Source organism: Pseudomonas sp. KBS0707 (genome assembly GCF_005937945.2).
Classification (GTDB): Bacteria; Pseudomonadota; Gammaproteobacteria; order Pseudomonadales; family Pseudomonadaceae; genus Aquipseudomonas; species Aquipseudomonas amygdali.
In genome coordinates this window covers 18,187-42,987 of the sequence record NZ_CP041754.1, presented here as the reverse complement: position 1 = coordinate 42,987, position 24,801 = coordinate 18,187, and the positions used below count along the sequence as shown (strand labels likewise).

19 protein-coding genes, 1 tRNA gene and 1 pseudogene are annotated in these 24,801 nt (G+C 55.4%); 9 read left to right on the top strand and 12 right to left on the bottom strand.

Annotated elements, in window-relative coordinates; translation table 11 throughout:
- Positions 1-25: 25 nt before the first annotated feature.
- The 5 genes from FFH21_RS00200 to FFH21_RS00180 all read right to left on the bottom strand — a co-directional run bounded on the left by FFH21_RS00200 (position 26) and on the right by FFH21_RS00180 (position 3,326).
- Positions 26-745, bottom strand: a complete 720-nt coding sequence (locus FFH21_RS00200; protein ID WP_004663124.1) for a hypothetical protein — start codon at positions 743-745, stop codon at positions 26-28.
- Entirely contained in the window at positions 742-1,206 is a 465-nt protein-coding gene (locus FFH21_RS00195) for a GNAT family N-acetyltransferase (RefSeq protein WP_004663122.1), read from the bottom strand. The genes FFH21_RS00200 and FFH21_RS00195 overlap by 4 nt, the downstream gene beginning before the upstream one ends.
- A gap of 31 nt (positions 1,207-1,237) precedes the next feature.
- Positions 1,238-2,008, bottom strand: coding sequence for an SDR family NAD(P)-dependent oxidoreductase (locus tag FFH21_RS00190; RefSeq protein WP_041924377.1), 771 nt, complete (start codon positions 2,006-2,008; stop codon positions 1,238-1,240).
- Between the two features lie 60 nt (positions 2,009-2,068).
- Positions 2,069-2,833 carry a hypothetical protein gene (locus FFH21_RS00185; protein WP_041924376.1) on the bottom strand — a complete coding sequence of 255 codons (765 nt, stop codon included), beginning with the start codon at positions 2,831-2,833 and terminating at the stop codon, positions 2,069-2,071.
- 157 nt (positions 2,834-2,990) lie between these two features.
- A complete protein-coding gene (locus FFH21_RS00180; RefSeq protein WP_004663115.1) occupies positions 2,991-3,326 on the bottom strand; it encodes a hypothetical protein in 336 nt (111 codons plus the stop codon).
- A gap of 525 nt (positions 3,327-3,851) precedes the next feature.
- On the opposite strand from FFH21_RS00180, the gene FFH21_RS00175 reads away from it, so the two are divergent.
- From FFH21_RS00175 to FFH21_RS00160, 4 genes are all read left to right on the top strand, one after another.
- Positions 3,852-6,257: a class I SAM-dependent DNA methyltransferase gene (locus FFH21_RS00175; protein WP_011167339.1), complete on the top strand. Its 2,406-nt coding sequence runs from the start codon at positions 3,852-3,854 to the stop codon at positions 6,255-6,257.
- Positions 6,244-7,590 (top strand): restriction endonuclease subunit S, encoded by a 1,347-nt coding sequence (locus FFH21_RS00170; RefSeq protein ID WP_011167338.1) that lies wholly within the window; start codon positions 6,244-6,246, stop codon positions 7,588-7,590. Before FFH21_RS00175 ends, FFH21_RS00170 begins: the two co-directional genes overlap by 14 nt.
- Positions 7,590-9,059 carry an ATP-binding protein gene (locus FFH21_RS00165; RefSeq protein ID WP_011167337.1) on the top strand — a complete coding sequence of 490 codons (1,470 nt, stop codon included), beginning with the start codon at positions 7,590-7,592 and terminating at the stop codon, positions 9,057-9,059. The genes FFH21_RS00170 and FFH21_RS00165 overlap by 1 nt, the downstream gene beginning before the upstream one ends.
- Before the next feature lie 416 nt (positions 9,060-9,475).
- Entirely contained in the window at positions 9,476-12,493 is a 3,018-nt protein-coding gene (locus tag FFH21_RS00160) for a type I restriction endonuclease subunit R (protein ID WP_011167336.1), read from the top strand.
- Between the two features lie 287 nt (positions 12,494-12,780).
- Here FFH21_RS00160 and FFH21_RS00155 read toward each other — a convergent pair whose 3' ends face one another.
- Complete coding sequence (locus FFH21_RS00155) at positions 12,781-13,170, bottom strand: hypothetical protein (protein ID WP_011167335.1); 390 nt, start codon at positions 13,168-13,170, stop codon at positions 12,781-12,783.
- 770 nt (positions 13,171-13,940) lie between these two features.
- A complete protein-coding gene (locus FFH21_RS29805) occupies positions 13,941-14,135 on the bottom strand; it encodes a hypothetical protein (protein WP_162885656.1) in 195 nt (64 codons plus the stop codon).
- Between the two features lie 49 nt (positions 14,136-14,184).
- Between FFH21_RS29805 and FFH21_RS00145 the strand changes: the two genes are divergently transcribed.
- Positions 14,185-14,766, top strand: a complete 582-nt coding sequence (locus tag FFH21_RS00145) for a hypothetical protein (protein ID WP_005737332.1) — start codon at positions 14,185-14,187, stop codon at positions 14,764-14,766.
- 126 nt (positions 14,767-14,892) lie between these two features.
- On the opposite strand, the gene FFH21_RS00140 is transcribed toward FFH21_RS00145, so the two are convergent.
- The 5 genes from FFH21_RS00140 to FFH21_RS00120 all read right to left on the bottom strand — a co-directional run bounded on the left by FFH21_RS00140 (position 14,893) and on the right by FFH21_RS00120 (position 19,939).
- On the bottom strand, positions 14,893-15,858 hold the full coding sequence (locus tag FFH21_RS00140; protein ID WP_011167334.1) for a plasmid partitioning protein RepB C-terminal domain-containing protein: 966 nt from the start codon (positions 15,856-15,858) through the stop codon (positions 14,893-14,895).
- Entirely contained in the window at positions 15,858-16,766 is a 909-nt protein-coding gene (locus FFH21_RS00135) for a plasmid partitioning protein RepB C-terminal domain-containing protein (RefSeq protein WP_011167333.1), read from the bottom strand. The genes FFH21_RS00140 and FFH21_RS00135 overlap by 1 nt, the downstream gene beginning before the upstream one ends.
- Positions 16,763-18,334 carry a recombinase family protein gene (locus FFH21_RS00130; protein ID WP_011167332.1) on the bottom strand — a complete coding sequence of 524 codons (1,572 nt, stop codon included), beginning with the start codon at positions 18,332-18,334 and terminating at the stop codon, positions 16,763-16,765. The genes FFH21_RS00135 and FFH21_RS00130 overlap by 4 nt, the downstream gene beginning before the upstream one ends.
- A gap of 340 nt (positions 18,335-18,674) precedes the next feature.
- The gene (locus FFH21_RS00125; RefSeq protein WP_234696893.1) at positions 18,675-19,757 is read right to left on the bottom strand and encodes a site-specific integrase; all 1,083 of its coding nucleotides are present in this window, start codon (positions 19,755-19,757) and stop codon (positions 18,675-18,677) included.
- A 105-nt stretch (positions 19,758-19,862) separates the two neighbouring features.
- Positions 19,863-19,939 (bottom strand) — tRNA-Arg (locus FFH21_RS00120).
- Between the two features lie 168 nt (positions 19,940-20,107).
- Between FFH21_RS00120 and FFH21_RS00115 the strand changes: the two genes are divergently transcribed.
- From FFH21_RS00115 to gabT, 4 genes and pseudogenes are all read left to right on the top strand, one after another.
- Positions 20,108-21,376, top strand: coding sequence for an FAD-dependent monooxygenase (locus tag FFH21_RS00115; RefSeq protein WP_041924373.1), 1,269 nt, complete (start codon positions 20,108-20,110; stop codon positions 21,374-21,376).
- A 45-nt stretch (positions 21,377-21,421) separates the two neighbouring features.
- Positions 21,422-21,502, top strand: a pseudogene (locus FFH21_RS30940) (LysE family translocator); the annotation flags it as partial.
- Positions 21,503-21,831: 329 nt separating this feature from the next.
- Positions 21,832-23,274, top strand: a complete 1,443-nt coding sequence (gabD, locus tag FFH21_RS00105) for an NADP-dependent succinate-semialdehyde dehydrogenase (protein ID WP_011167329.1) — start codon at positions 21,832-21,834, stop codon at positions 23,272-23,274.
- A gap of 207 nt (positions 23,275-23,481) precedes the next feature.
- The gene (gene gabT / locus FFH21_RS00100) at positions 23,482-24,762 is read left to right on the top strand and encodes a 4-aminobutyrate--2-oxoglutarate transaminase (protein ID WP_011167328.1); all 1,281 of its coding nucleotides are present in this window, start codon (positions 23,482-23,484) and stop codon (positions 24,760-24,762) included.
- Positions 24,763-24,801 lie beyond the last annotated feature (39 nt).

Sequence of the window (24,801 nt, the reverse complement as noted above, 5' to 3'; positions counted from 1 at the left end):
GACAGGCCGGGTATGCGCCCAGCTGTCAATTGGGCCGAAATTCGACTGTTGCACCTAACTCCTTCAATTGGTCGCACAATTGGCGCAGTTGACGTTTTGAGCCGCTTCCGGCCTTGAATTCAGACGCGTCGGCAAGTGCCAGAGCTTCCTTCAGTGACAATTCGCGCTCTTTGCTGACTAACTGAACGACCTTGAGCTTATGAAGACCCAAGGCAATAACAATCAAGTCGCCACTTTCAAAATCAGCCGGATCACAGGCACTGATTTCGGGTGTCGATTGCTCCAGGAGCTCTGCTTCCTGACGCGCCTCGATTACTTCACGCCAGTACTGATTCGCAGAGCCGATCTCGGCCATGATCAAGCGATTGAATTCGACGACGTCATCATTCACTTCTACCAATGCTTCCAGCAAACGGCGAAAAACCATAAGGCTCGGCGCTATCTGTATTGCGTCCCATCGACCTGCTCCGTGGGCGGCTATGTAGACGGGATAGCCGCTTGGAGCTTCGGTCGCTGCAATAAAAACCGGGTCATCCAGCCCGGTCATTGCAAGGACATGCCAATCGGGATTCCATTCGCCTTCAGTATCGGATACCAGGCTTTCGCCGGTATTCCCGTGGGTCCGGAAGCCCGCCTGAAAATCATCAAGACGATCCAGTTTGGCATAGTGCGTGGGTAAAAGAAGATCGCCCACAACGACGCCATTGATAAGAAAATCTCGAATTTCTTCGCGGGCCAAATTCATACTTCGGTAGGTCTCTCTATGGAGCTCAAGCACATGGCGTGAGTGGCATCGTCATGATCTATTCGCATAAAGCCACACTTCAGATAAAACGCGTCGCCTGCGGAAGTATCGGTGGCGAGGCGCACGCTTTGAAAGCGCAGAGCTGCATGCGCAACAAGCGCCTTTACCAGTGTCCGCCCTACGTGGCACCCTCTTGACGAAGCGCTGACGTAAACGCGTCGTAGCCTTGCCGTGTTCGTTTTGACGTATGGATCAACTGAAAGGCCTCCGATGCCTATTAGTTGCTGGTTCAAATACGCTGCCATAAAACATTCGCCGGGGGCATCGAAGCGATTTGCCCCGGAGTGCCACTCGGCAATCAGGCGGGTGATAAATCTGAAACCCTCTCCAATCGCCTCTTTTTCTAACGCGAGAATTTGCGCGGGGAGATGGGTGATGTGTCGAATTTCCACTTGGCTCATGCGTTGCCCTGGATCTGGTGAGTGAGATAAGTCACCAAACAATAGGCTTATCATCCCAAGCCCAGAAGGTCCCGCTGTCGGCCGGTCCATGTGCGCCTACCACCTCAATGATGCGATCCGCCGAGAACGCCGGTTCGAACAGTTGGCCTTCGGGTACGTTCGCCTGGAAGGGCTGAGACAGCTCCGTGTCAGTCGTGCCTGGGTGTATTGCCAGGACAGTAGAGGCCGGGTTAAGGCGTTTCAACTCGATACTGGCCGTGTGCAGCAACTGGTTGAGCGCCGCTTTGCTGGCTCTGTAGCTGTACCAGCCACCCAGTCGGTTATCGCCAATGGAGCCAACCCTCGCGGAGAGCGCCGCGAAGGTAGAAGGTTGTTTGCGCAATAACGGGAGTAGGTGTTTGAGCAGCTGGATCGGTGCAAAGGTGTTGGTCGCGAAACTCGCCTGCAGGCTCGCAAGTGTCAGTTGTGCCAGGCCCTTTTCTGCTTTTGCGCCGTCCTGATGAAGAATGCCTAGCGTACTGATGACGAGGTGCAGATGCTCACATCCCTCAAGCGTCTCGCTCACGAGTGCTTCAAGGGATTGTTCATCACGCGCGTCGCAGTCGACTCGTTTGATGCGTTGGCCATATTGCTCTGCGAGCTTTTCCAGCTCTGTAGAGCTGCTGGCTTGTCGCGCGACCGCCCATACCTGAGCCACATCATCGCGAGCAAGCAACGCTGCGCACATTGCCAAGCCGATACCTCGGCTGGCTCCGCATATCAGCACGCTCGCCTCGCTGTTCAGTTCGGGTATCAAATTCATAGGGCACCTTGAGGAGCATGGCTGGAGTGTTTTTTAACGTCTGTGAGAGAACTATAAGCCCTACCGCTTCGCCAACAACCGCGCCAACCCAGCCGTCACCACAACAGCCAGCAAAACGGCAGCCGTGATAGACACAAGCGCGCCCCATTGCAGTATGGAATACCTGAGGGTCAGGTAGAAACTCACCACCCCGACCGCGCCAATGGCATTGCCCCGGACTATTGCCGCCAGTTCATAACGCCCGCCTTGCACATGGACAAACACTGCAAGCGGCCAGGCGATCACCGGGATCGGTGCCAGCAGCCCACTGACCACCGGCCCGAGCCAGGTAGCGCTTGCGGTAATCGCCAGCAGCAGAAGGGTGGCCGTCAGCATTCGCATTGGAATGACACAGCGCGGCATTGCAACGTATGACGCTACATCCGGTGGTGCCTGTTTCGAGGTGGCAACAACGATCAACGCAACCATCAGCAGCGTGAAGATGATCGACAGCGCCAGTGAGCCCGACAGGTTCATCGCAAAGGCCGTTACGCCATACACAGCCAAGGCCAAGGTGCATCCCGTCACCGCTGAAACGCGTCGAGTAACCAGAAAGTAAAACAGATAAGTCGCCTGAATCGCCGCCAGCCCGGCCAATGCGCCGGGCACCGCCATCGAGACGAATGCAGTGCCTTGCTCAAGACTGAGAAACAGCATGACCAGCGCCGAGGTCATCGGCAGGCCGGAAAGCAACCCTGCCACGCCGGTACCCCAGCGCTTTGCCGCCAATGAAATAGCCAGCATCAGCGCGGGGGTGATGAGTAACTTGAGGTAGAAGGCCGTCATGCAGAAAACTTCACATCCGAAAGTGGGCTGAATGCTAAACCTTTTGGCAGTGGGTAACGATGGATGTCAGCGCTTGCTCCATCGCTCGGCAGCGCATCCGCCAATCGCCAGAAACAGAAAAGCCCGGCGAACCGGGCTTTCTGAAAACGGGCAGTGCTTATTTAGCGGTTTTCAGCTTGATCACGTCACCAGAAACGGTAGTGGTGTAGCCGTTCAGAACCCAAGCCCAGAACCACTTCTCCTGCACTTGGGTATTGATCAGCGCATCGCCACCCTTGGCCTGGATGGCGCCGTTCTGCGCACGAACGAAACGGTCGTTCTGACGAATCGGGATCAAACCGAACAGCATCAGGCCGGTGGCGCTTGCTTCACTGTGACCTACGACGGTGTACTGGTTGCTATCGTATTGCGGGGTTTTCATAGGGGTGCCGGTGCAACCCGCCAGAACCAGACCACATACTGCTGCGGCGACGACTTTGCTAAATGACTTCAAGATGAAACTCCATGGGAAAACCCGGATCCACGTCTCGGGCGGCGGTACTTTACTCGTCGGGGTCGTGGTTTAGGTATTTTTTATAGTGGTAACAAGGCGTTCTCACATGCCCAGGCGGGATTCGAACCCACGACCCCTGCCTTCGGAGTCCTAAAAGTCGACGTTTAGAATCAATACGTTAGCGGGGATTAGCTGGTAAATCAATGGGTTGTGTTAGCTGGGGTTAGCGAGTTTTCGCCCCAGTTAGCGGGGCGAGTGTGGCAAATTTGTGGCATTTTAAGGCCCCACTAGTGATGTAAAAGGGGGGTATTTTAAAACCACGACAACAGCCCAAAGTAGCCCGCTCCTATGCATTCTAGCTGTCCGTTGCAGCTGCCGGTCCCGTATAGGGAAGGCCCCGTTGCTTATCTCAACTGCCAAAAGCGTGGTTGCATTGGTTAAGATGCGTTCCTTAGCTTGCACATGGCCGCGTTAAAGCGTCCTGGCAGCGCTGCCAGCCAGCGCTTTGATTTGGAGTATTTGCAGTTGAACCACGCGGTCCACAACAAACTGGTTTCGTTTATCTGGTCAATTGCCGACGACTGCCTGCGTGACGTCTATGTGCGCGGCAAGTACCGCGACGTCATCCTGCCCATGGTCGTACTGCGCCGGCTGGATGCCCTTCTGGAGCCGAGCAAAGCCAAGGTTATGGAAGAGCTGGCCTTTCAGCAGGGGGAAATGAGCCAGACCGAGCTGGATGACAGCGCCCTGCGCTCCGCTTCCGGCTACGTCTTCTACAATACCAGCAAGTGGACGCTGAGCCAGCTGCAGAAGACAGCCACCAACAACCAGCAGATCCTCCTGAACAACGTTGAGGAATACCTCGACGGTTTCAGCGATAACGTTAAGGACATCGTCCGGCGCTTCAACCTCAAGTCGCAGATGCGCCACATGGCCAGCAAGGACGTGCTGCTGGACGTGCTGGAAAAATTCACCTCGCCCTACGTCAACTTGACCCCGACGGATATCGAGGATCCAGAAGGCAACCGTCTGCCTGCCCTGAGCAATCTAGGAATGGGCTATGTTTTTGAAGAGTTGATCCGCAAGTTCAACGAAGAGAACAATGAAGAAGCCGGCGAGCACTTCACCCCGCGTGAGGTGATCGAGCTGATGACTCACCTGGTATTCGACCCGATCAAGGATAGCCTGCCCCCGGTCATGACCATCTACGACCCTGCCTGCGGCAGCGGCGGCATGCTTACCGAGTCGCAGAACTTTATCGAAGAGAAATACCCGGATCCTACCACCCAGCGTGACATCCACCTGTACGGCAAGGAAATCAACGACGAGACCTACGCCATCTGCAAGTCGGACATGATGATCAAAGGCAATAACCCCGCCCACATCCGTCCCGGCTCCACCTTGTCGGTGGACGAGTTCGCCGGCAGCCGTTTCGACTTTATGCTGTCCAACCCCCCCTACGGCAAGAGCTGGGCCAGCGAGCAGAAGTTCATTAAAGACTGCGGCGAGGTGATTGACCCTCGCTTCAAGGTCAGCCTCAGGGACTACTGGGACAACCCAGAGATGCAGGACGCCACCCCGCGCTCCAGCGACGGCCAGCTGCTGTTTCTGATGGAAATGGTCAACAAGATGAAGGCCTCGGGCGAGGGTAGCCTAGGCTCGCGCATCGCCTCGGTGCACAACGGCTCCAGCCTGTTTACCGGCGACGCCGGGAGTGGCGAGAGCAATATCCGCCGCCACCTGATCGAAAACGACCTGCTCGACGCCATCATCCAGTTGCCCAACAACCTGTTCTACAACACTGGCATCACCACCTATATCTGGCTGCTCTCCAGCAACAAGCCGGTGCAGCGCCGTGGCAAGGTGCAACTGATCGACGCCAGCCTGCTGTACCGCAAACTGCGTAAGAACCTCGGTAACAAGAACTGCGAATTTGCCCCCGAACATATCGAGCTGATTACCCAAACCTACCTCGACCTCGCCAGCCTTGACCGCCCGGCCGGTGGCGACGGCATTGCCGCCCAAGTGTTCGACAACCGCGACTTCGGCTACCACAAGGTCAGCATCGAACGGCCAGACCGGCGCAAGGCGCAGTTCAGCGCCGAGCGCATTGAAACCCTGCGCTTCGACAAAGCCCTGCGCGAACCCATGCAATGGATCTACCAGCAGTGGGGCGAAGCGCTGTACCAGGATGAAGCCCTGGCCACGCACGAAAAAGCCATCCTCGCCTGGTGCGAAGAACAAGGCTTGGAGCTCAACATCAAACAACGCAAGAAGTTGCTGAACCTGGAAACCTGGGCCAAGCAAGCGCTGCTGGTGACCGTGGCCAACTACTTGATGCAGGCCATCGGCAGCGACGAATACGACGACTTCAACCTGTTCGCCAAGCTGGTGGACAAGGTGCTCAAACAACTAAACAAAGAGGTCGGCATCAAGCTCGGTGCCAGCGAGCGCAACCAAGTGCTCAACGCCGTCAGCTGGTACGACGAAAACGCCGTCAAGGTGCTGCGCAAGGTAGAGAAATTCGACCGCGCCGAGTTGGCCGCCCTGCTTGAGCGGCTGGATTGCATCGAGGCCGACCTAGCCGATTTCGGTTACTACCCGAGCGACAAGGCCGGCGAATGGATTACCTACGAGTCCAATAGCGACCTGCGCGACAGCGAAAGCATCCCCCTGGCCGACTCCATCCACCATTTCTTCAAAGCCGAGGTGCAGCCTCATGTTGAGGAAGCTTGGATCAATCTGGAGTCGGTGAAGATCGGCTACGAGATCAGCTTCAACAAATACTTCTACAAGCACCAGCCGCTGCGCAGCACGGACGAGGTGGCGCGGGAGATAATTGCGCTGGAGCAGCAGGCCGAGGGATTGATAGCGGAGATTCTTGGCATTTCTGTAGATACCGTTTCAGGGGCGCAGTATGGCCGCGCCTGAAATTCTGCAGTTACAGGTTGCTGAAGGCACCTGTTCGAGCTCAGACACTGCGAAGAAATGGCGGATATGCCGGTTAAAGCATGTTGCCCTCATAAATCCTTATCTGTCCTTGTCCAGAGTTAGATGGGGAGAGCCTGCGTCCTTTCTTCCTATGGAGGCTGTAAGCGCTGACGGCCAAGTAGACTATTCAGAACCTAAGGATTCCAAAAATCTGGTTTCGGGATTTACTAACTTCGAGGCTGGGGATGTGATCCTGGCCAAAATAACGCCTTGCTTTGAAAATGGGAAAGGAGCTGTTTTAAGTGATATGCCAACCAGGGTAGGGTTCGGCTCCACAGAGTTTCATGTTCTTCGAGCAAATAAAAAAGCCATACCTAATTTTATTTACTACATAACCAAGAGCGATCTCTTTATGCGGCAAGGAGAGGCGCTAATGATTGGTTCTGCAGGACAGAAGCGTGTTTCGACTTCATATGTTGAAAATTTCCAGTTGGCGCTACCCTCGCTGCATGAGCAGCGAAAAATAGTTGATTTTCTGGAAGAAAAAACATCACTAATCGCCCAGGCTATTTCTAAAAAAGAACACCAGATCGAGTTGCTTGAAGAGCGCAAGCAGATACTGGTCCAGCAGGCCGTGACCCGTGGCCTCGATCCTGCTTCGCCCATGCGTAATGCCGGCATCGAATGGATTGGCGAAATCCCTAAACATTGGGAGGTTAGAAGAAGTAAATTCACGTTTGCTCAGCGAAAAGAACTTGCAAGAAAAAATGACATCCAATTGTCTGCAACTCAGTCCTATGGCGTCATACCGCAGGATGAATATGAAGAAAAGGTTGGCAGAAAGGTTGTAAAAATCCTATTTAATCTAGAAAAAAGGAAGCATGTAGAAGTTGATGATTTCGTAATAAGCATGCGTAGTTTTCAGGGCGGATTAGAGCGCGCCTGGGCGAGCGGATGCATCCGATCCTCTTATGTGATTCTCAAACCATTGCCCGGTATTGATCCTGACTACTATAGCTACCTGTTGAAGTCCAAGCGATATATTGCTGCATTACAAGCAACAGCAAATTTTATTCGGGATGGGCAAGATCTAAATTTCGAAAATTTTGCTCTTGTTGACTTGCCAATCCCTCCTCTGGATGAGCAAAAAGAGATTGCTAGATATTTAGCTAGCTGGCTGTCAAAAGCAGATCGGAGTCTATATTTGCTGGAACAACAAATCACCAAACTTAAAGAATACAAAGCCACCCTGATCAATAGTGCCGTGACCGGCAAGATTAAGGTGCCGGGGGTGGTGGAGCCTGCCGAAATCAAGGAACGGGAGTTCGCCTGATGAGCGTTGAGCGCGACGTTGGCTATCTGCAATCACTGCTGCGGGAGCTGCGTGCGCTGCCGCAGGAAACCGAATGGGTAGAGTTCAAGCAGAGCAACGATGACGCGCCACTGATTGGTGAATATATCTCGGCGCTGGCCAATGCCGCCGCCCTGCTCGGCAAGCAATATGGCTATTTGCTGTGGGGTATCGACGATGCCAGCCATGCGGTGATCGGCACGGCCTTCAAGCCCTCGGCCACCCGCTACAAGCAGCAGGAGCTGGAAAGTTGGCTGCTGCAGAAAACTGCGCCAAAGATCCACTTCCGCTTCTTCGAATTTGCCGCCGCCGACGGCCAGTCGGTAGTGATTTTAGAGGTTCAGGCAGCCAGCCATACCCCAGTGCAGTTCGATGGCGTCGAATATATCCGCGTCGGTTCCTACAAAAAGAAGCTGCGCGAGTTCCCGGAAAAGGAGCGGGCGCTCTGGCGCGTGTTCGACCGAGTGCCCTTCGAGCAACAACTGGCCGCGCAGAACCTCGGCGTCGATCAGGTGCTCAAGCTGCTCGACTATTCCGCCTACTTTGACCTGACTCACCAGCCCCTACCGGAAGGACGCGAGGCGATTCTCGCCGCGCTGGCGTCAGACCGCATGATCCAGCGCAGCGACAGTGGGCAATGGCATATCAGCAACTTGGGCGCGATTCTGTTCGCCAAGCGCCTGCAGGACTTTCCCGCCCTGGGGCGCAAGGCCGTGCGGTTGATCCATTACAAGGGTAACGGCAAGCTAGAGACGGTACGCGAACTGACCGGCAACAAGGGTTATGCCCTGGGCTTCGAGGGGCTGATCGATACCCTGAAAACCCTGCTGCCGGCCAACGAGGAAATTGGTAAGGCCTTCCGCCAGGAAGTGCCGATGTACCCGGAGCTGGCCCTGCGTGAGCTGGTGGCCAACGCCATCATCCATCAGGACTTCAACCTGAGCGGCACCGGGCCGATGATCGAGCTGTTCGAGCGGCGCATGGAGATCACCAACCCCGGCGTGCCGCTGGTCGACCCGCAGCGTTTTCTCGATAGCCCGCCGCGCAGCCGCAACGAGGTGCTGGCCTCCTTTATGCGCCGCATCGGCATTTGTGAAGAGCGCGGCAGCGGTATCGACAAGGTGATCGCCCAGACCGAGCTGTACCAACTGCCGGCCCCGATCTTCGAGCGGACCGACGAACATACCCGTGTGGTGCTGTTCGCCCACAAGGACTACCGGGATATGGAACAAGAAGACCGCGTGCGCGCCTGTTACCAGCACTGCTGTCTGAAATACGTAAACCGCGAGCCGATGAACAACACCTCGCTGCGCGAGCGTTTCCATATTGAGGAAGGTAATAGCGCCATGGCCAGCCGGATCATCAAGCATACCATCGAGGCAGGTCTGATCCGCCTTTATGACCCCAAGGCCAATCGCAAGACCTATCGCTATGTACCGAGCTGGGCCTGATCTCATTTGACGGTCATTTGACTGGCCCGCCCTTAGCCGCGGGCAGATTAGGCTAAAGGCCCGGTTTTAGGCGCTTGTCGGCGCGCCGCTCATTTGCCGGCCATTTGACAGAGACGGCCAGCGGCGCTAGAAAACCGCTAAAACCCGGTAGATTCAAGGTGTTGGAAATAACGCTCATTTGACTGAGCAGATAGATCTAGACGAATAGGCCGAGGCATTAGACATTCGGCAGGTTCTCAGCCAGCCCTGCTCATGGCTGTGATGCCAGGGAAACAAAGGGTTAGTGGTAGCTCAGGTGGGTGACGACGAATGTCTACGCCCCGTTGGCTGGATAGTTTTAGACATTTCTACACATTCGCACAGCGCGCCGGGCTAGCCTGGCAGCGACACGAAGGATCAGGCACAAGGAAGCCGGCATGGTAAGCAAGACCAACGAACAGGCGCTGGAAGCCAGCATCGAAAAATACCTGACCGGCAACTGCCTGGAAGAGCAGGCGACGATTCGCGATGGCGTGAAGGAGTTGCCCTTCGACCCCAACCACGGATACCAACTGGGCCGCGTCCAGGACTTCAATGCCCGCTACGCCGTGGATACCCGCTGCTTGTGGCGGTTCCTGCATGACAGCCAGGGCGATGAATTGGAGCGCCTCAAGCAGCGCTATGATGATTGGGATCTGCGCATCCTTGAGCGCTTTGACCGGCTGGCGAAGAAGTACGGAGTGCTACACCTGTTCAAACGCGGCCTGGCCATCGACGATGTGCACCTCAACCTGATGTACCCCGCGCCGTTGGCCAGCAGTTCGGGGCGGGTCAAACGCCAGTTCGCGGCGAATATCTTCAGCAGCACCCGCCAGGTGCGTTACTCCCTAAGTAATCCCCTAGAAGAGATCGATCTGGTGCTGTTTGTCAATGGATTGCCCGTTGCCACGCTGGAGCTGAAGAACCCCTGGACCGGCCAAACTGCCCGTTATCACGGGCAGAAGCAGTATCGTCAGGGTCGCGATAGCAGCCAACCGCTGCTGCAATTCGGCCGCTGCCTAGTGCATATGACGGTAGACACCGACGAGGTCTATATGACCACCAAGCTGGCCGGTACTGCGACCTTCTTCCTGCCGTTCAACAAGGGCCACAACTACGGTGCAGGCAACCCGCCCAACCTGGCCGGGCATAAGAGCGCCTACCTCTGGCGGGAGATTTTCAGCCGCGAAAGCGTGGCCAACATTATCCAGCACTTCGTGCGCCTGGACGGCAGCAGCAAGACGCCGCTGGCCAAGCGCACGCTGTTCTTCCCGCGTTATCACCAACTGGATGTGGTGCGCCGCCTGGTGGCGCATGCCAGCCAGCAGGGCGTGGGCCAGCGCTACCTGATCCAGCATTCGGCCGGCTCGGGCAAGTCGAACTCCATAACCTGGGCGGCCTATCAACTGATCGAAACATACCCGGCCTCGCTGAACGTTGCCGGGGCACGCGGCCTGGATGTGCCGCTGTTCGACTCGGTAATTGTGGTGACTGACCGGCGTCTGCTGGACAAGCAATTACGTGAGAACCTGCGCGAATTCTCCGAGGTAAAGAACATCATCGCCCCAGCGCTGAAATCATCCGACCTCAAGCAGGCGCTGGAGCAAGGTAAGAAAATCATCATCACCACCATCCAGAAATTCCCCTGGATCGTCGATGGCATCGACGACATGGCCGGCAAGCGCTTCGCCGTGATCATCGACGAGGCGCACAGCTCGCAGGACGGTAGCAGCCACGGGACGATGAACTCGGTGATGGGAGGCGACGATCAAGACGACACTCAAGAGAAAATCCTCAGCGCGATCAAGAACAGCAAGATGCGCGGCAACGCCTCCTACTTCGCCTTCACCGCCACGCCGAAGAACAGCACGCTGGAGAAGTTCGGCGAGCAGCAAGCCGATGGCCGCTTCGAGCCTTTCCATCTGTATTCGATGAAACAGGCAATCGAGGAAGGCTTTATCCTCGATGTGCTGGCCAACTACACCACTTACCGCAGCTACTACGAGATTCAGAAGTCCATTGAGGACGACCCACTGTTCGACAAGCTGAAGGCGCAGAAAAAACTGCGCGCCTATGTCGAGCGTGACCAGCAGACCATCGACGTAAAGGCAGAGGTGATGCTGGACCACTTCATCGATCAGGTGGTTACGCCGAAAAAGCTCAAGGGCCAGGGCAAGGGCATGGTCATCACGCAGAACATCGAGTCAGCCATCCGTTATCACAAGGCCATCAGTCGGCTATTGGCTGCACGCGGCAACCCGTTCAAGGCGCTAATCGCCTTCTCTGGCGACAAGCTAGTTGATGGCATTGAGTACAGCGAGGCGGGAATCAACGGCTCCGCCGAAGCTGATACGCGGGACAAATTCGACACCGACGAGTACCGCCTGTTGGTGGTGGCCAACAAGTACCTTACCGGCTTCGACCAGCCCAAGCTGTGTGCCATGTATGTGGACAAGAAACTGCAGTACGTACTCGCCGTGCAGGCTCTGTCACGCCTTAACCGCGCTGCGCCGAAGTGGGGTAAGAAGACCGAGGACCTGTTCGTCCTCGACTTCTTCAACCTTGTAGAGGATATCAAGGCCTCCTTCGACCCGTTTTACACGGCCACTAGTCTGTCGCGCGCGACGGACATCAACGTGCTGCATGAGCTCAAGGATCAGTTGGACGAGCTCGGCGTCTACGAGTGGCCAGAGGTCGAAGCGTTTGCTGCGCAGTACTTCGACAATGTCGATGCCGAGCAACTGGCTGTGCTGATCGATATTGCCGTCGAGCGTTTTGAGGTAGAGCTGGAGTTGGAGGACGAGGCGAAGGTCGATTTCAAGATCAAGGCCAAGCAGTTCGTGAAGATCTACGGCCAGATGGCCTCGATCATGCCGTACGAAATCGTGGCGTGGGAAAAGCTGTTCTGGTTCCTCAAGTTTCTGATTCCGAAACTTAAGGTCCAAGACAAAGACGCTGACGAGATCGACGCCTTGCTCAACTCGGTAGACCTTTCGTCCTATGGGCTAGAGCGGGTCAAACTGAACCACAGCATTGCCCTGGATGACGCTGACACTGAGCTGGACCCGGCCAACCCTAACCCGCGCGGGGTACATGGTGGCGAACAGGAGAAAGACCCGCTGGATCAGATCATCCAAAGCTTCAACGAGCGCTGGTTCCAGGGCTGGGGTGTGACCACTGAGGAAAAGCGCGTGAAGTTTCTGAGCATTCTGCAGGGTATTCAGGAACATCCGGACTTCGAGCCCAAGTATCAGAAAAGTCAGGACGAAGACCACCGCGCCCTTGCATTCGAGAAAATGTTTGAGGAGGTCATGCTGATGCGGCGACGTCAAGATCTGGAGCTCTACCGCCTAGTGGCCAGCGATGCAGTGCTTAAGTCGTCATTGCAGCAGAGCATGCGGGGCATGCTGGACTAAGACATTAGCAAGCTAGGCGCGTTTCAGCATGATGCGGCTAGTATTCAATAAAACGCTTGGGACCTACGTCGTGCGTAAAGGTACGGCGCGGTTCCGACGCAGCCCAGTTGCCGCTGATAATGAAACGAGCCGCTACTGATATACAGTTGACACAAGCTCGTGGTGCATAAAATTCCACTTTTGCTGGCTCTCAGTTGACTGCTGATGAGTAGCTGCATGCCAACTCCAGGTAAAAACTAAGTCGTCCGTAAACCTCATATTCACTGTCACGGCCCATAGCAAGGTCATTAGTCGTCTTTACCGAATTTCAGCTTGCCGAGCTTTTGCAAGCGCTCGCGCATATATGCACCATCCCGCTTCATTTCAACACGCAAGTCCTCTATTTCCTCGGGAGAAAGGAAAAATAAGGTACGGGTCGGTGGCTCTTTACTAGTTCTTTGATCATCGACCTTTTCAGGATCGAACTGCCCTCTATCGAATTTCATTCCATGCACCTCTACAAAGTTGAAGTCGGCGTGGCACTCACGGCCCCACGGGTCATGCACCCACAAATCTCCATATCCGTCCCTGATGACGTAGTATTCACCGGGATCATTTCTAACTAACAGGGTAGGCACGCTGTGAAATTCTTGTGCCTCTGGATTGAAGCACCACGCATACTGCATTAGTTCTAGCAAGGTACCTCCTTACTGATAGCGGTTTCCGAAGCGGCTCGGAAGAATGAGGTATGAGCACCCATGCACATGAATGCAGCATGGGGGCCGGTGATCATAGATAAAAGCAGTAAATTATCCATCTGATCTAGAGGCATCTCAGCGACCATGAGGGTTTTTCACGGCAGTTCTCTGCCATTCAGCCCTCTCACCTTTAGCCATTGAAAAGTATATTGCATCGGGTACACCACTCTTGTGCTGCGCGCTGAGTCATTGGAAAGCGTAGGGTCGGTTGACTTGCATCAGCAACCGTCAAAATCAGTGCGAAGTCTTTGAATCGACGTGTGCGCTGGAATGTTGGAACGCTCATGCCTGTCGCGTTAACGACCCGAGCACTGCCTCCCATCTCCATAGTCTCGACCTCCCGCCATTCGCAATGCCAGCCTATGACCCACGAGAAGTCTCGGATTTGATAATCGCCAGTCGCACTTTGACATTGAGCGAGTTTCCGCCGGGCTTGGTCAAAGACTATGAAGACCGGGCTTGGATAGCCGAGCAACTGGGTACCGTCGAGGCCCAAGCATTCCTGATGGTTGACAGAGGCGACGAGTGATTTCGCTCGTTTTTGCTGCTGTACCAAATACCACATTGCGAGGCAGAGAATTGAAACGGCCACTAGGAAAAATTGAAATACGTCGGTTGTCCGGTTCTCACTCGAAAGGGCCATGGTCAGTGATGACCCTATTGTCGCGAGTCCTGATAGGCCCGCTGCCTCAAGTCCCCGAGTCTCCATCTCAGGCGTGAAAGACCTGGAACAGGATCAAGATCCGTTGACGCACTGTCAGCAAGCTGAAGCCGGTCAGTGCTGCTACCTCTGCTACGCCAACGAGAACATCGTCGCCAAGCTTTTGGATTTTTAGAATGGTTTCGTAGTCTACTGTCATCTCGGTTCCGCTCGATTGCTCTGAAGTGACTCCAGTTTTCGCCAATCAAGCGCTCCATTTCTAGGACAGCTTTTTGGCAGGGGGTATCGGCCTCATGAGCGCAAGCATTCAGTCGCAGCTGCTTTTACCTGACGTCCCAGATGAAGACGTTTCGAATTTCATAGTGCTTGAAATGACAAGGCATCGAGAATCGGGACGAAAGAAATTCTTGGTTCGAGTGCCCGTGGACAGAGTCACGCATCTGTACGCGCTCATGTTGCGAGCATCAAAAAAGACAAAGAGCTCGCTAGAAAATCAGCTGACAAGTATCACAGGGCTGGAAAATGGCAGGACCCTGCGGCGCTACGTTAGCGGTGAGGCGCACATGGCTTGGCCCACATATCGAAGGATGTTGACGTGGGCGCTGGCCGAAGGCTGGATCAAGGATTACGTTTTTGGATTTTTGGTCATGGAGTCGTTCCATAGCGAAGCCGCGCAGCTCGCATTGCGGGGGGTTATGGAAAAGACTAGGAGACAAGCTACAGAGATAATTTTAACGAAAGAAGAAATTATCAGTGCGTTCAACAAAGCTTACAGAGCCGTGGAGCTCGAACGTAATGCCATCGTCGTTCGTCGAGCCGAACTCAATAGCCAGTTTAAGGAATTGGCTATCGAGTTCGATTTCCAGTTCGACTGATCAGGCTAATGTCGGTTGCAAACGTAGCAATTCTAAATATCCCTCGCCCGTCCAACGGACGTATGCATGTGTGTTGGGGGCGATTGAACACTGGCCACGGGCATACAAGAGTATCTAAAGCCGCGATTATTGATCGGGAGTGGGCTTTGGTACAGGACCCGCCTCGTCATTCCCCCACGGCAGTTCAGTCAGCTCGGCAATGGATTGAAATTCTTTTAAATACTCTGGTTGGTGTCTGGCTAACCATCGCACAACGGAGGCGTTGGCGAGGAGCTTGGTTAGGTAACCTTTGATGACCGTGAGATGAAGAACGTCAGGCCCGTAGTCATCCTCGATTGTTTTGATCTGCATCTGCAGGGCGGCTAGCTCACGCTCTAAGCGTGCAATGGACTCTGGAGATATCGGCTGGTCAGGTAGGGGTTTTCTCGTGAAGACCAGTTGGTCGGATGGCGTGGCTGCCAACAGGGCTTTGGCAAGAAGAACGGATAAATTTCGGTTTCCAATCATTAGCTCAGCTGCTTCGATTTGTCTCAATGGTTTCATCTGTCGTAGAAGATTGAACACATTGGCAGGGCAATCAGTGTCACCCAGGAGCGAAATGACCTCGGCACAAATCCCGTTAAGCAGACGAAACCGTTGCTTGATCGTCTGTTGTGACAAGCCAAGAGCCTTGCCGAGCCGCTCGGCAGAGACCCCTCGCTCCATTGCTCGCACGATCATCTTGTTGCTGTGCACTGCAGAAAGTCGGTTGGTACGTTTATTATACGAGTACGTGTCATCGTCAGTTGCCACTAGGCAATCGACTTCGAGCTCGTCCAAATCCTTAAGTGCCTCAATACGTAGATGACCATCCAACAAAAAGTAATGTCCGGTTTGGCCAGGCACTGGTATCACAACTGGTGGCTCGACCAGCCCAACGTCTTGAATCGAGGCGAGGATTTGCTGGTATTTGAGACTTTCTTTAACAGCAGGTCGTGATATTTTGAGCGGCATAATATTGATGATTTCGACTCGAACGCACTCATCCAAAAAGGCATTTTTCGGTACGTGAGTCGGCTGAGTGTTAGAAGAAGCATATCGTCGACTAGACATTACAAACCTCCTCCATTCCAAAGCCGAGCTTGTATCAACTTCGGCAACGAATCCAGATGCTCATCAAAAAGGAGCTTTTCGAAATCACTGACGGATAAGAGTTCTTTGATAGCCTGAATGGAAAAAACAACCCGATCATGTGTAAAAGCTGCCTTTTTAACCATTAAGCGCTGTCGTTCGGCCTCTCGCTCGAACAGCCGCCTTAAGTCAGCTGGGGTCAGTCTTTTCTTTTTGTTATTCTGGCTAATTCCGAGTGCGCTTCCTCGCACGAGCTTGTCCTTTTTGGCGCGGAGTTCCAGAAGGTGCCTAAGTTTGGTTATTTTCTTTCCCTTGAATCCGCGTTCGTAGGCGTCAGTCAGTAAATTTTGAATGTCACTTTCGCTACTGCGTGCGATATCCGTCGCCATACTCAGCGGAATCAAACCAGTCTCAACCGCCGATAGGAGTTTTTCTTCACCTCTCTCGATCAACACAACAATCATGCTGACCCATGAAGCAGTGCTTCCAATTATTTTTGCGATATCGGCATCCGTCTTACCCCGCTCTTTCAGGCGTCCAACCTCATTCATCAGGTCTATCGGACGGTGCTGCCTTCGAGCAACATTCTCAACCAAGCTCATCACAAGGCATTCTTCTTCATCAGCGTCAATTACAAACGCTGGAATTTCTAATGCTTCCAGAGCGAGAAATGCTTCAAGACGGCCTTGCCCACACACCAAATCGTATTTGATCGGCCCTTGGGGAGATGCTTTTCGACTTACGGTAATGGGTCGTTTGAGGCCCGCCGTTCTAATATTTTCGATGAGCTCGCTGTGGACCTTCTTGTTCCTGGTCCGAGGGTTCAGGATATGGATTTGTGCTATCGGTATTAGTGTTACACGGTCTCGTATAGTTGATGGGCCGGTCATTGGCAAGCCTCTTTCAGGGAGCAACGAGCAGCTAGCCCGTTAAGAACATCCAGAGTTGCGAAGCAGTAGCTGTCGATCAAAGGGCTGTTTTCTTCGGCCATTTTCTGTGGCCAAGCGCCCATGTCTATAAGTGGAACAAGGTAATAGTCCCTGACTTTTTGGTTTGCTTGCTCCATGCGCACAGCAATGGTGATATCAGGGGCCAAGCTATTGTCAAATCTCAGTTTCCATCGAAGAGTGCCTGCCGGAGTGGATTGGCAGCGGGCGATAACTACGGATGCGGTCCATTCATCGTTAACTGTCAATACATCATTTTGAGCACTGATTTCCACACTCGCCCCAGCAAGTTTCAAGTGCTTTATTACGTTTTCAAAAACCTGCGGATGCAGTTGTCGCAGCGACCGATTTATATCCAAATATCGGTAGTCCCGATCCGGTGCATAACCTACAAGGGTATATGCACGTAAAAGCCCGCCAAAACGACTTATATAAGCGGCGCTAGAGGGCATATTATCCTGCTCGTCGATGAGCATCCCGGACAACGATCCCGCCTGTTGAAGTAAGGCTCCGAGCAGCTCTAGCATTTGTACGTCATCTAGGCGATATGAGCGCTGCAAGATTATTTCGCGAGCGCAGGTAAACACCTCCAGCGAAACAACTCCTTGAAATGCGCCGTCGCAGCGAACCCACTTGTCGGGTGGATTGCGACTGATACGTTTGCGCAGCTTGGAGGATGTTTTGTTGTAGACATTGTTGCCAATATATTTCTCGTTGGTCAGCACTTGGTGGACGCTGCCCCTGCTCCAAGGACGGTCGAAGTCGGTGAGCAGGCCATCTGCATTTAGTACGTTGGCAATCTCACGCTCGTTCAGTCCGCTGTGGATGAATTGGTGATAGATGTGCTGTACCACCTCAATTTCAGCCTCGGGCCCAGGAACTAGGATGACCCTGTCTGTCTGGATGCTTTTTTGCTGGCCTCTCGATAGTTCTGCCTTGAATTCATTTTTCTCATCAATCAGCGCCCGGCGTAGTCCATAACCAGCCGGGCCACCCTGATGAAAGCCTTTCTCCACAAGACGGCATTGACCGGCGAAAACTTTTTGAGAGAGCTCGCGGCTGTACTCTCCAGCCATTGAACGCTTGATGCCCTTATAAATCGTTGCTAAAGGTGAACCGTCGTTCTCGAAGGGCTCTGCGCAATACACCACCTGGATGCCGGAACTGGTGCATAGGTATTCATAATGAGCACTTTCGTCAGTGTTTTGAAAACGTCCCCAGCGACTCACGTCATAAACCAGAATGACTTGGAACTGGATATTCCCCGCCTGGACGTCATCAATCAATCTGCGCAAAGCATCGCGACCACCGATATCTAGGCCGCTTTTGCCTTCATCGCGATAGGTTCTAACGATCTCCATACCATGGCTCGTGGCGTAAGCATGGATAGCCGCAGACTGATTTTCGGTGGAATAGCGTTGGTGATCAGTAGACATGCGGACGTATTCCGCAGCTTGGATCAAACTGGCAGAGCTGTCTTCCGATTTTTTTCGCTTGGGTGGAGAGGGCAAGGTGGGCCTCCTCTAGACCAGAAAGTCTGGCCCATCTATTCAGCGTAGCGATGCTTTGTGACGTGGTTGTGACGAGGCATTACCACAAACTGGCTCATAGCGACAACCAGCCAACCATCGCGCCAGAAACGATAGCTGTAAGCTGAACCGAAACCAATTTCGTACAAGCTGCGCCCGGCTAAAATGGGTCGGTTTCTGCCGTTGGCCAATGATCGCAATGGGTCTACTTTTTGAGGGTCGAGTTCTTCAACTTTACTGGTCAATTTCGGTGCAAACGACTGGCCAAGTCGAATGCAAGTGTGCCCCGTCTGAGCGATAGCCACAGACGGGTGTGGTCTGATCAAGCCAGCTTTGCTGCCAGCTCCTCCGCAGTAATGTTGTAATACCGCTTCAGCATGTTCACCTCTCGATGCCCCGTCACGCTCGCAAGCTCAATCAAATTGGGCAGCTTAGTCGCAAGCCGACAGGTCGCCTCATGCCGCAAGTCGTGAAAGCGCAGATTAATCAGAAAGTCTTCCTGAGGCGTTACCTGCGCCGCCCCGCAATCCCCTAAGTATTTTAGCCTGGCTCGCTCTAGGCCTCGCACAAAGGCCTTCTTGAGCGCATCAGCGGTGGTGGGGAAAACTCGCCCGCACAGCGAGCGCGGCAAATCTTTCAGCAACTGGATAGCCTTCGGCGAAAGCGGGACGGTCCGGGGCAGGCCGTTCTTGGTTGCAGGAAGGTGCGCGGTTCTACGATCCAGGTTCACATGCTTCCAGCGCAGCTCGAAAATCTCACCACGGCGCATCGCTGTCTCAATCGCCAGTTGGACTATGGGCCGTATCCAGGGATTGTGTGATGCATCGGCGTAGGTGCCGTCGGTACGTCGCTCACGAAGCTCTAACGCGCCGAGCATGTATTGTTCTTCAATTGGGTCGAGCCGTCGCGAGCGCTCGTCGTTATAGCTTGGACGACTGACCATCCTGACCGGATTTTCAGCGAGATGAATTCCCCACTCGCGGCGAGCGACCTCGATCACGCACTGAAACAAAGCCAGCTCACGTTTCACCGTATTGCCTTTGCGGATCTTCAAGCGCTCGTCACGGTAGCGGGCAAAATCTGAGGAGGTAAGGGTCGCAACGATGCGTGTCGCCAGCGGATGACGCTTGAGTGCTTCCAGGCGTTTGATTTCCGAATACGCGCCTTTGTGCTTCGGAGCAATTTCGGAAATGTAGCGATCGATGAGTTGATGAAAGGCAGTGCGTTCAGCCTCGACGCGAGAGACAAAGATGCCCCTGTCAATTTCGCTTTCGATCATGCGCGCCCAGGCTTGAGCATCGGATTTGGTTTCGAAGGTTTTGCGCTGGGCTGGATAGCCCTTACGGCGAATTTGCGCTTCCCACTGATACTCACCGCGATTCCTGATTGTTGCCATTTCGACCATTCCCGCCACACTTGAGTGTGGCAAATTTGTGGCAAAAACGACTTTCAGGACTAGGACAGGTTTCTGGCAGTGAAGCTAACCCCTTGTTATACAAGGGATAGGAGGTGGTGCACCAGGCGGGATTCGAACCCACGACCCCTGCCTTCGGAGGGCAGTACTCTATCCAGCTGAGCTACTGGTGCGACGCGGGCGACATGATACTCACATGGGTACGGGGCGTCCAGTTACAGGCGGCCTGCAACGCAACTCATCCCGCGCCCCGTGCCGACTAACGCCAGCGAGCCTTTCATCACCCCACACCCACTGCCACCCACAAAGGAACAACCCACCGCTACCGGCACAACCGCCAGCTGGTGCATGATGCTCCCCATACCACTCAGCCAGATCGTTCTCACCGAGGGCCTCTTATCAATCAGTTCAAAAGCATCGAGCGCAGCCCGTGCCGCGTTCTTATTACCGGGGCCAGTATCGCGGGGTGTGCCGCGGCCTGGTGGCTGGCGCAGCGTGACTGTGATGTCACGGTTGTCGAGCAGGCGTCTGCCTTTCGCGATGGCGGGCAGAATGTGGATGTGCGGGGCGCGGCTCGGCAGGTTCTGCGCTTGATGGGGCTTGAGCAGGCGGTGAAGGGCCTCAATACCGGCGAGACCGGGCTTGCGTGGGTCGATGAGGACAACCGCACGGCGGCGCAAATTGATCTGTCCGGTCTGGAGGGCGATGGCCCGACGGCTGAGCTTGAGGTGTTGCGCGGGGATCTTGCGCGCCTGCTGTATGAGGCGTCGTCTGCTGATGCGTTCTATCGCTTTGGAGATCGTATTGTCTCGGTCGAGCATGATGATGAGGGCGTATCTGTCACGTTCGAGAGCGGTGGCGAGGAGCGTTTTGATCTGCTGATTATTGCTGAAGGTGTCGGCTCGCGTACGCGGGAGCTGGTGTTTCCCGGCGAGAATCAGCCGCGCCGGATGGACCTGGCCAGCGCGTTCTTTACCGTGCCTCGGGCACCGACCGATAGCCAGACGGCGCGTTGGTATAACGCGGTGGGAGGTCGCAGTGCGGGTGTTCGTCCGGACAATCGCGGTACGACGCGTGCGTTCTTTAATGTGCACGGCCGTAGCCATCTGACGGTCGGCAACAGCATTGCCGAGCAGAAGGCGTTTCTCCGGGCGTCGTTTGCAGGCGCGGGATGGGAGGTGCCTCGTCTGCTGGAGGGGATGGAGGCGGCGGAGGACTTCTGGTTTGATGATCTGCGCCAGGTGAAGATGGATCGCTGGTCGAATGGCCCTGTGGTGTTGCTGGGCGATGCGGCCTGGTGTGTCACGCCGCTGGGCGGGGTCGGTGCTTCGCTGGCGCTGATTGGTGCGTATGTGCTGGCGGGCGAACTCACCAGAACCGACACGATTGCAGGGGCCCTTGCTGCGCACGAATATTTGCTGCGGCCTGTGGTGAAAAAGTCGCAGAATGTGCCGAAGCTTGTGCCGCGTCTGGTTCATCCTCGCAGTCGCACGGGGGTGAAGGTCCTTCGCGCCGTGCAGCGTTTGGTCGCAACACCCTTCATCAGCAAGCGTGCTGCCAAGGCGCTGACCCCGGCGATTCAGTCCTTCACGCTTCCGGATTATCGATAGCGCTACAGGCGTGAGTTAAAAGCTGCGCTGGGCCCTGCGGTGGTCATGGCGCTGTCGAACTCGATCAGCCACGGCCCGGCCAGGACGATGACCGGGTCGTTCGGCAATGCCTTGAGGTTGATCGTGACCTTCGCCGGTTGCTCCGTGGTCGCTCACGGCTTTTATGCGCTGCCTGATCACGCTGCGGCTGCCTTGCGGTCAGGTTCGGCGCTGATCAGAAAACCACCCACCTCCGTACGTCCGTTCTTTTTTTCGAACGGGCTATTGTCCTTTGCCCCCGCAATGCCTAGGATTCGTTTGAGATTTCAAACGCTCTTGTTCGGTCTTCCTGCCTTCCTGCGTTGCGCAGCGCTGGAACCCGATGGAATGTTTTCCTGACGATGGCTTCCAAATGGGGTGCATCGATATTCAATTGTTCGCGTCGCCTCTCGGGCGATGCTGTTTAGGAGGCCGACATGCAGCTCAAAGATTCCACACTGTTCCGCCAGCAAGCCTACATCAACGGCCAGTGGCTGGATGCGGACGGTGGTCAGTCGATCAAGGTCAACAACCCTGCCAATAACGAAATCCTCGGCACTGTGCCCAAAATGGGCGCAGCCGAGACGCGTCGGGCGATTGAGGCGGCTGACAAGGCGCTGCCGGCCTGGCGTGCGCTGACCGCCAAAGAGCGCGGCAACAAGCTGCGCCGCTGGTTCGAGCTGATGATCGAGAACCAGGACGACCTGGGCCTGTTGATGACCCTGGAGCAGGGCAAGCCGCTGGCCGAAGCCAAGGGCGAGATCACCTACGCCGCGTCGTTTATCGAGTGGTTCGCTGAAGAAGCCAAGCGCGTCTATGGCGATGTGATCCCCGGTCACCAGCCGGACAAGCGCCTGATCGTGCTCAAGCAGCCGATTGGTGTGACGGCGGCGATCACCCCGTGGAACTTCCCGGCGGCAATGATCACCCGCAAGGCCGGTCCGGCACTGGCGGCGGGCTGCACCATGGTGCTCAAGCCTGCGTCGCAAACGCCGTTCTCGGCACTGGCCCTGGCTGAACTGGCCGAGCGTGCGGGTATCCCGGCTGGTGTGTTCAGCGTGGTGACCGGCAGCGCAGGCGATATCGGTGCCGAGCTGACCGGTAATCCGATTGTGAGCAAACTGTCCTTCACCGGCTCGACCGACATTGGTCGCCAGTTGATGGCCGAGTGCGCCAAGGACATCAAGAAGGTGTCCCTGGAGCTGGGCGGTAACGCGCCTTTCATCGTGTTCGACGACGCCGACCTCGACAAGGCGGTCGAAGGCGCGATGATTTCCAAGTACCGCAACAATGGTCAGACCTGCGTGTGCGCCAACCGTATCTATGTGCAGGACGCGGTGTATGACGCGTTCGCCGAGAAGCTCAAGGCGGCGGTCGGCAAGTTGAAGATCGGTAACGGTCTGGAAGACGGCGTCACCACCGGCCCGTTGATCGACGACAAGGCCGTGGCCAAGGTCAAGGAACACATCGCCGACGCGGTCAGCAAAGGCGCAACCGTGCTGACTGGCGGCAACAGCCTGGAAGGCTCGTTCTTCGAGCCGACTATTCTGGTCAACGTATCGAAAGATGCCGCCGTGGCCAGGGAAGAAACCTTTGGTCCGCTGGCCCCGCTGTTCCGCTTCAAGGACGAGGCTGAAGTGATTGCGATGGCCAACGACACCGAGTTCGGTCTGGCGTCGTACTTCTATGCGCAGAACATGAGCCGTGTGTTCCGTGTTGCCGAAGCGCTGGAATATGGCATGGTAGGCATCAACACCGGCCTTATCTCCAACGAACTGGCACCGTTTGGTGGTATCAAGTCGTCCGGTCTGGGCCGTGAAGGCTCCAAGTACGGCATCGAAGATTATCTGGAAATCAAATACCTCTGCCTGTCGGTCTGACTGACCCGGTTTGATTGACTCGGTCTGACTGACGTTGAGGTATTGCATCCGATGATGCGCGAGAGCGACGTGTCATCGGCTTTTGTTGCACCGTAATTTCCTGGTGGCCTGAAGGCTGCAGCAGTCGATCATCGTATGCTGCCGCAGTTGATCCGGTCCGCTTGATCCTTGACCCACGCCGACCGATGAGCGGCGAATGAGGAATACATGAGCAAGACTAACGAATCCCTGATGCAACGCCGCCATGCTGCCGTCCCGCGTGGCGTTGGTCAGATCCACCCGATCTTCGCTGCTTCGGCGAAGAACGCGACCGTTACCGACGTGGAAGGTCGTGAGTTCATCGACTTCGCGGGCGGTATTGCCGTTCTGAACACCGGTCACCTGCACCCGAAGATCATTGCCGCTGTGCAAGAGCAACTTACCAAGCTGAGCCATACCTGCTTCCAGGTGCTGGCCTACGAGCCTTACGTCGAGCTGTGCGAGAAGATCAACGCCAAAGTGCCGGGTGATTTCGACAAGAAAACCCTGCTGGTGACCACCGGTTCCGAAGCGGTTGAAAACGCCGTGAAGATCGCGCGTGCTGCCACTGGCCGTGCGGGCGTGATCGCCTTCACCGGCGCTTACCACGGTCGCACTATGATGACCCTGGGCCTGACCGGTAAGGTTGTGCCTTACTCGGCGGGCATGGGCCTGATGCCGGGCGGTATCTTCCGCGCGCTGTACCCTTGCGAGCTGCATGGTGTGAGCGTTGACGATTCCATCGCCAGCATCGAGCGCATCTTCAAGAACGACGCCGAACCCAAGGACATCGCTGCGATCATCATCGAGCCGGTTCAGGGCGAAGGTGGTTTCTACGTGGCACCGAAGGCGTTCATGCTGCGTCTGCGCGAGCTGTGCGACAAGCACGGCATTTTGCTGATCGCTGACGAAGTGCAGACCGGCGCTGGCCGTACCGGCACGTTCTTCGCGATGGAGCAGATGGGCGTTGCGGCCGACCTGACCACCTTCGCCAAGTCCATCGCCGGTGGCTTCCCGCTGGCGGGCGTGTGCGGCAAGGCTGAATACATGGATGCCATCGCACCGGGCGGTCTGGGCGGCACTTATGCTGGTAGCCCGGTTGCTTGCGCTGCGGCGCTGGCGGTGCTGGATATCTTCGAAGAAGAGCACCTGCTGGACCGTTGCAAGGCGGTGGGCGAGCGTCTGGTGACTGCGCTCAAGGGCATTCAGGCCAAGTACCCGGTCATTGGCGAAGTGCGTGCGCTGGGCGCGATGATTGCCGTCGAGCTGTTCGAAGATGGCGATTCGCACAAGCCTAACGCCGCAGCAGTGGTGCAGGTAGTTGCCAAGGCGCGTGACAAGGGTCTGATCCTGCTGTCCTGCGGTACTTACGGCAACGTGTTGCGCGTACTGGTACCGTTGACCGCTGAAGACGAATTGCTGACCCGTGGGCTGGCCATTCTGGAAGAATGCTTCGCTGAAATCGCGTAAAAAGTGTGAAGTCGTAAATTGATTAATTTATGACCAAAC

Excerpts from the sequence above, each read along its gene's own strand:
- FFH21_RS00200 (WP_004663124.1), bottom strand. The coding sequence starts at position 745 with ATGAATTTGGCCCGCGAAGAAATTCGAGATTTTCTTATCAATGGCGTC.
- FFH21_RS00195 (WP_004663122.1), bottom strand. The coding sequence starts at position 1,206 with ATGAGCCAAGTGGAAATTCGACACATCACCCATCTCCCCGCGCAAATT.
- FFH21_RS00190 (WP_041924377.1), bottom strand. The coding sequence starts at position 2,008 with ATGAATTTGATACCCGAACTGAACAGCGAGGCGAGCGTGCTGATATGC.
- FFH21_RS00185 (WP_041924376.1), bottom strand. The coding sequence starts at position 2,833 with ATGACGGCCTTCTACCTCAAGTTACTCATCACCCCCGCGCTGATGCTG.
- FFH21_RS00170 (WP_011167338.1), top strand. The coding sequence starts at position 6,244 with ATGGCCGCGCCTGAAATTCTGCAGTTACAGGTTGCTGAAGGCACCTGT.
- FFH21_RS00165 (WP_011167337.1), top strand. The coding sequence starts at position 7,590 with ATGAGCGTTGAGCGCGACGTTGGCTATCTGCAATCACTGCTGCGGGAG.
- FFH21_RS00160 (WP_011167336.1), top strand. The coding sequence starts at position 9,476 with ATGGTAAGCAAGACCAACGAACAGGCGCTGGAAGCCAGCATCGAAAAA.
- FFH21_RS00145 (WP_005737332.1), top strand. The coding sequence starts at position 14,185 with ATGAGCGCAAGCATTCAGTCGCAGCTGCTTTTACCTGACGTCCCAGAT.
- FFH21_RS00140 (WP_011167334.1), bottom strand. The coding sequence starts at position 15,858 with ATGTCTAGTCGACGATATGCTTCTTCTAACACTCAGCCGACTCACGTA.
- FFH21_RS00135 (WP_011167333.1), bottom strand. The coding sequence starts at position 16,766 with ATGACCGGCCCATCAACTATACGAGACCGTGTAACACTAATACCGATA.
- FFH21_RS00125 (WP_234696893.1), bottom strand. The coding sequence starts at position 19,757 with ATGGTCGAAATGGCAACAATCAGGAATCGCGGTGAGTATCAGTGGGAA.
- gabD (WP_011167329.1), top strand. The coding sequence starts at position 21,832 with ATGCAGCTCAAAGATTCCACACTGTTCCGCCAGCAAGCCTACATCAAC.
- gabT (WP_011167328.1), top strand. The coding sequence starts at position 23,482 with ATGAGCAAGACTAACGAATCCCTGATGCAACGCCGCCATGCTGCCGTC.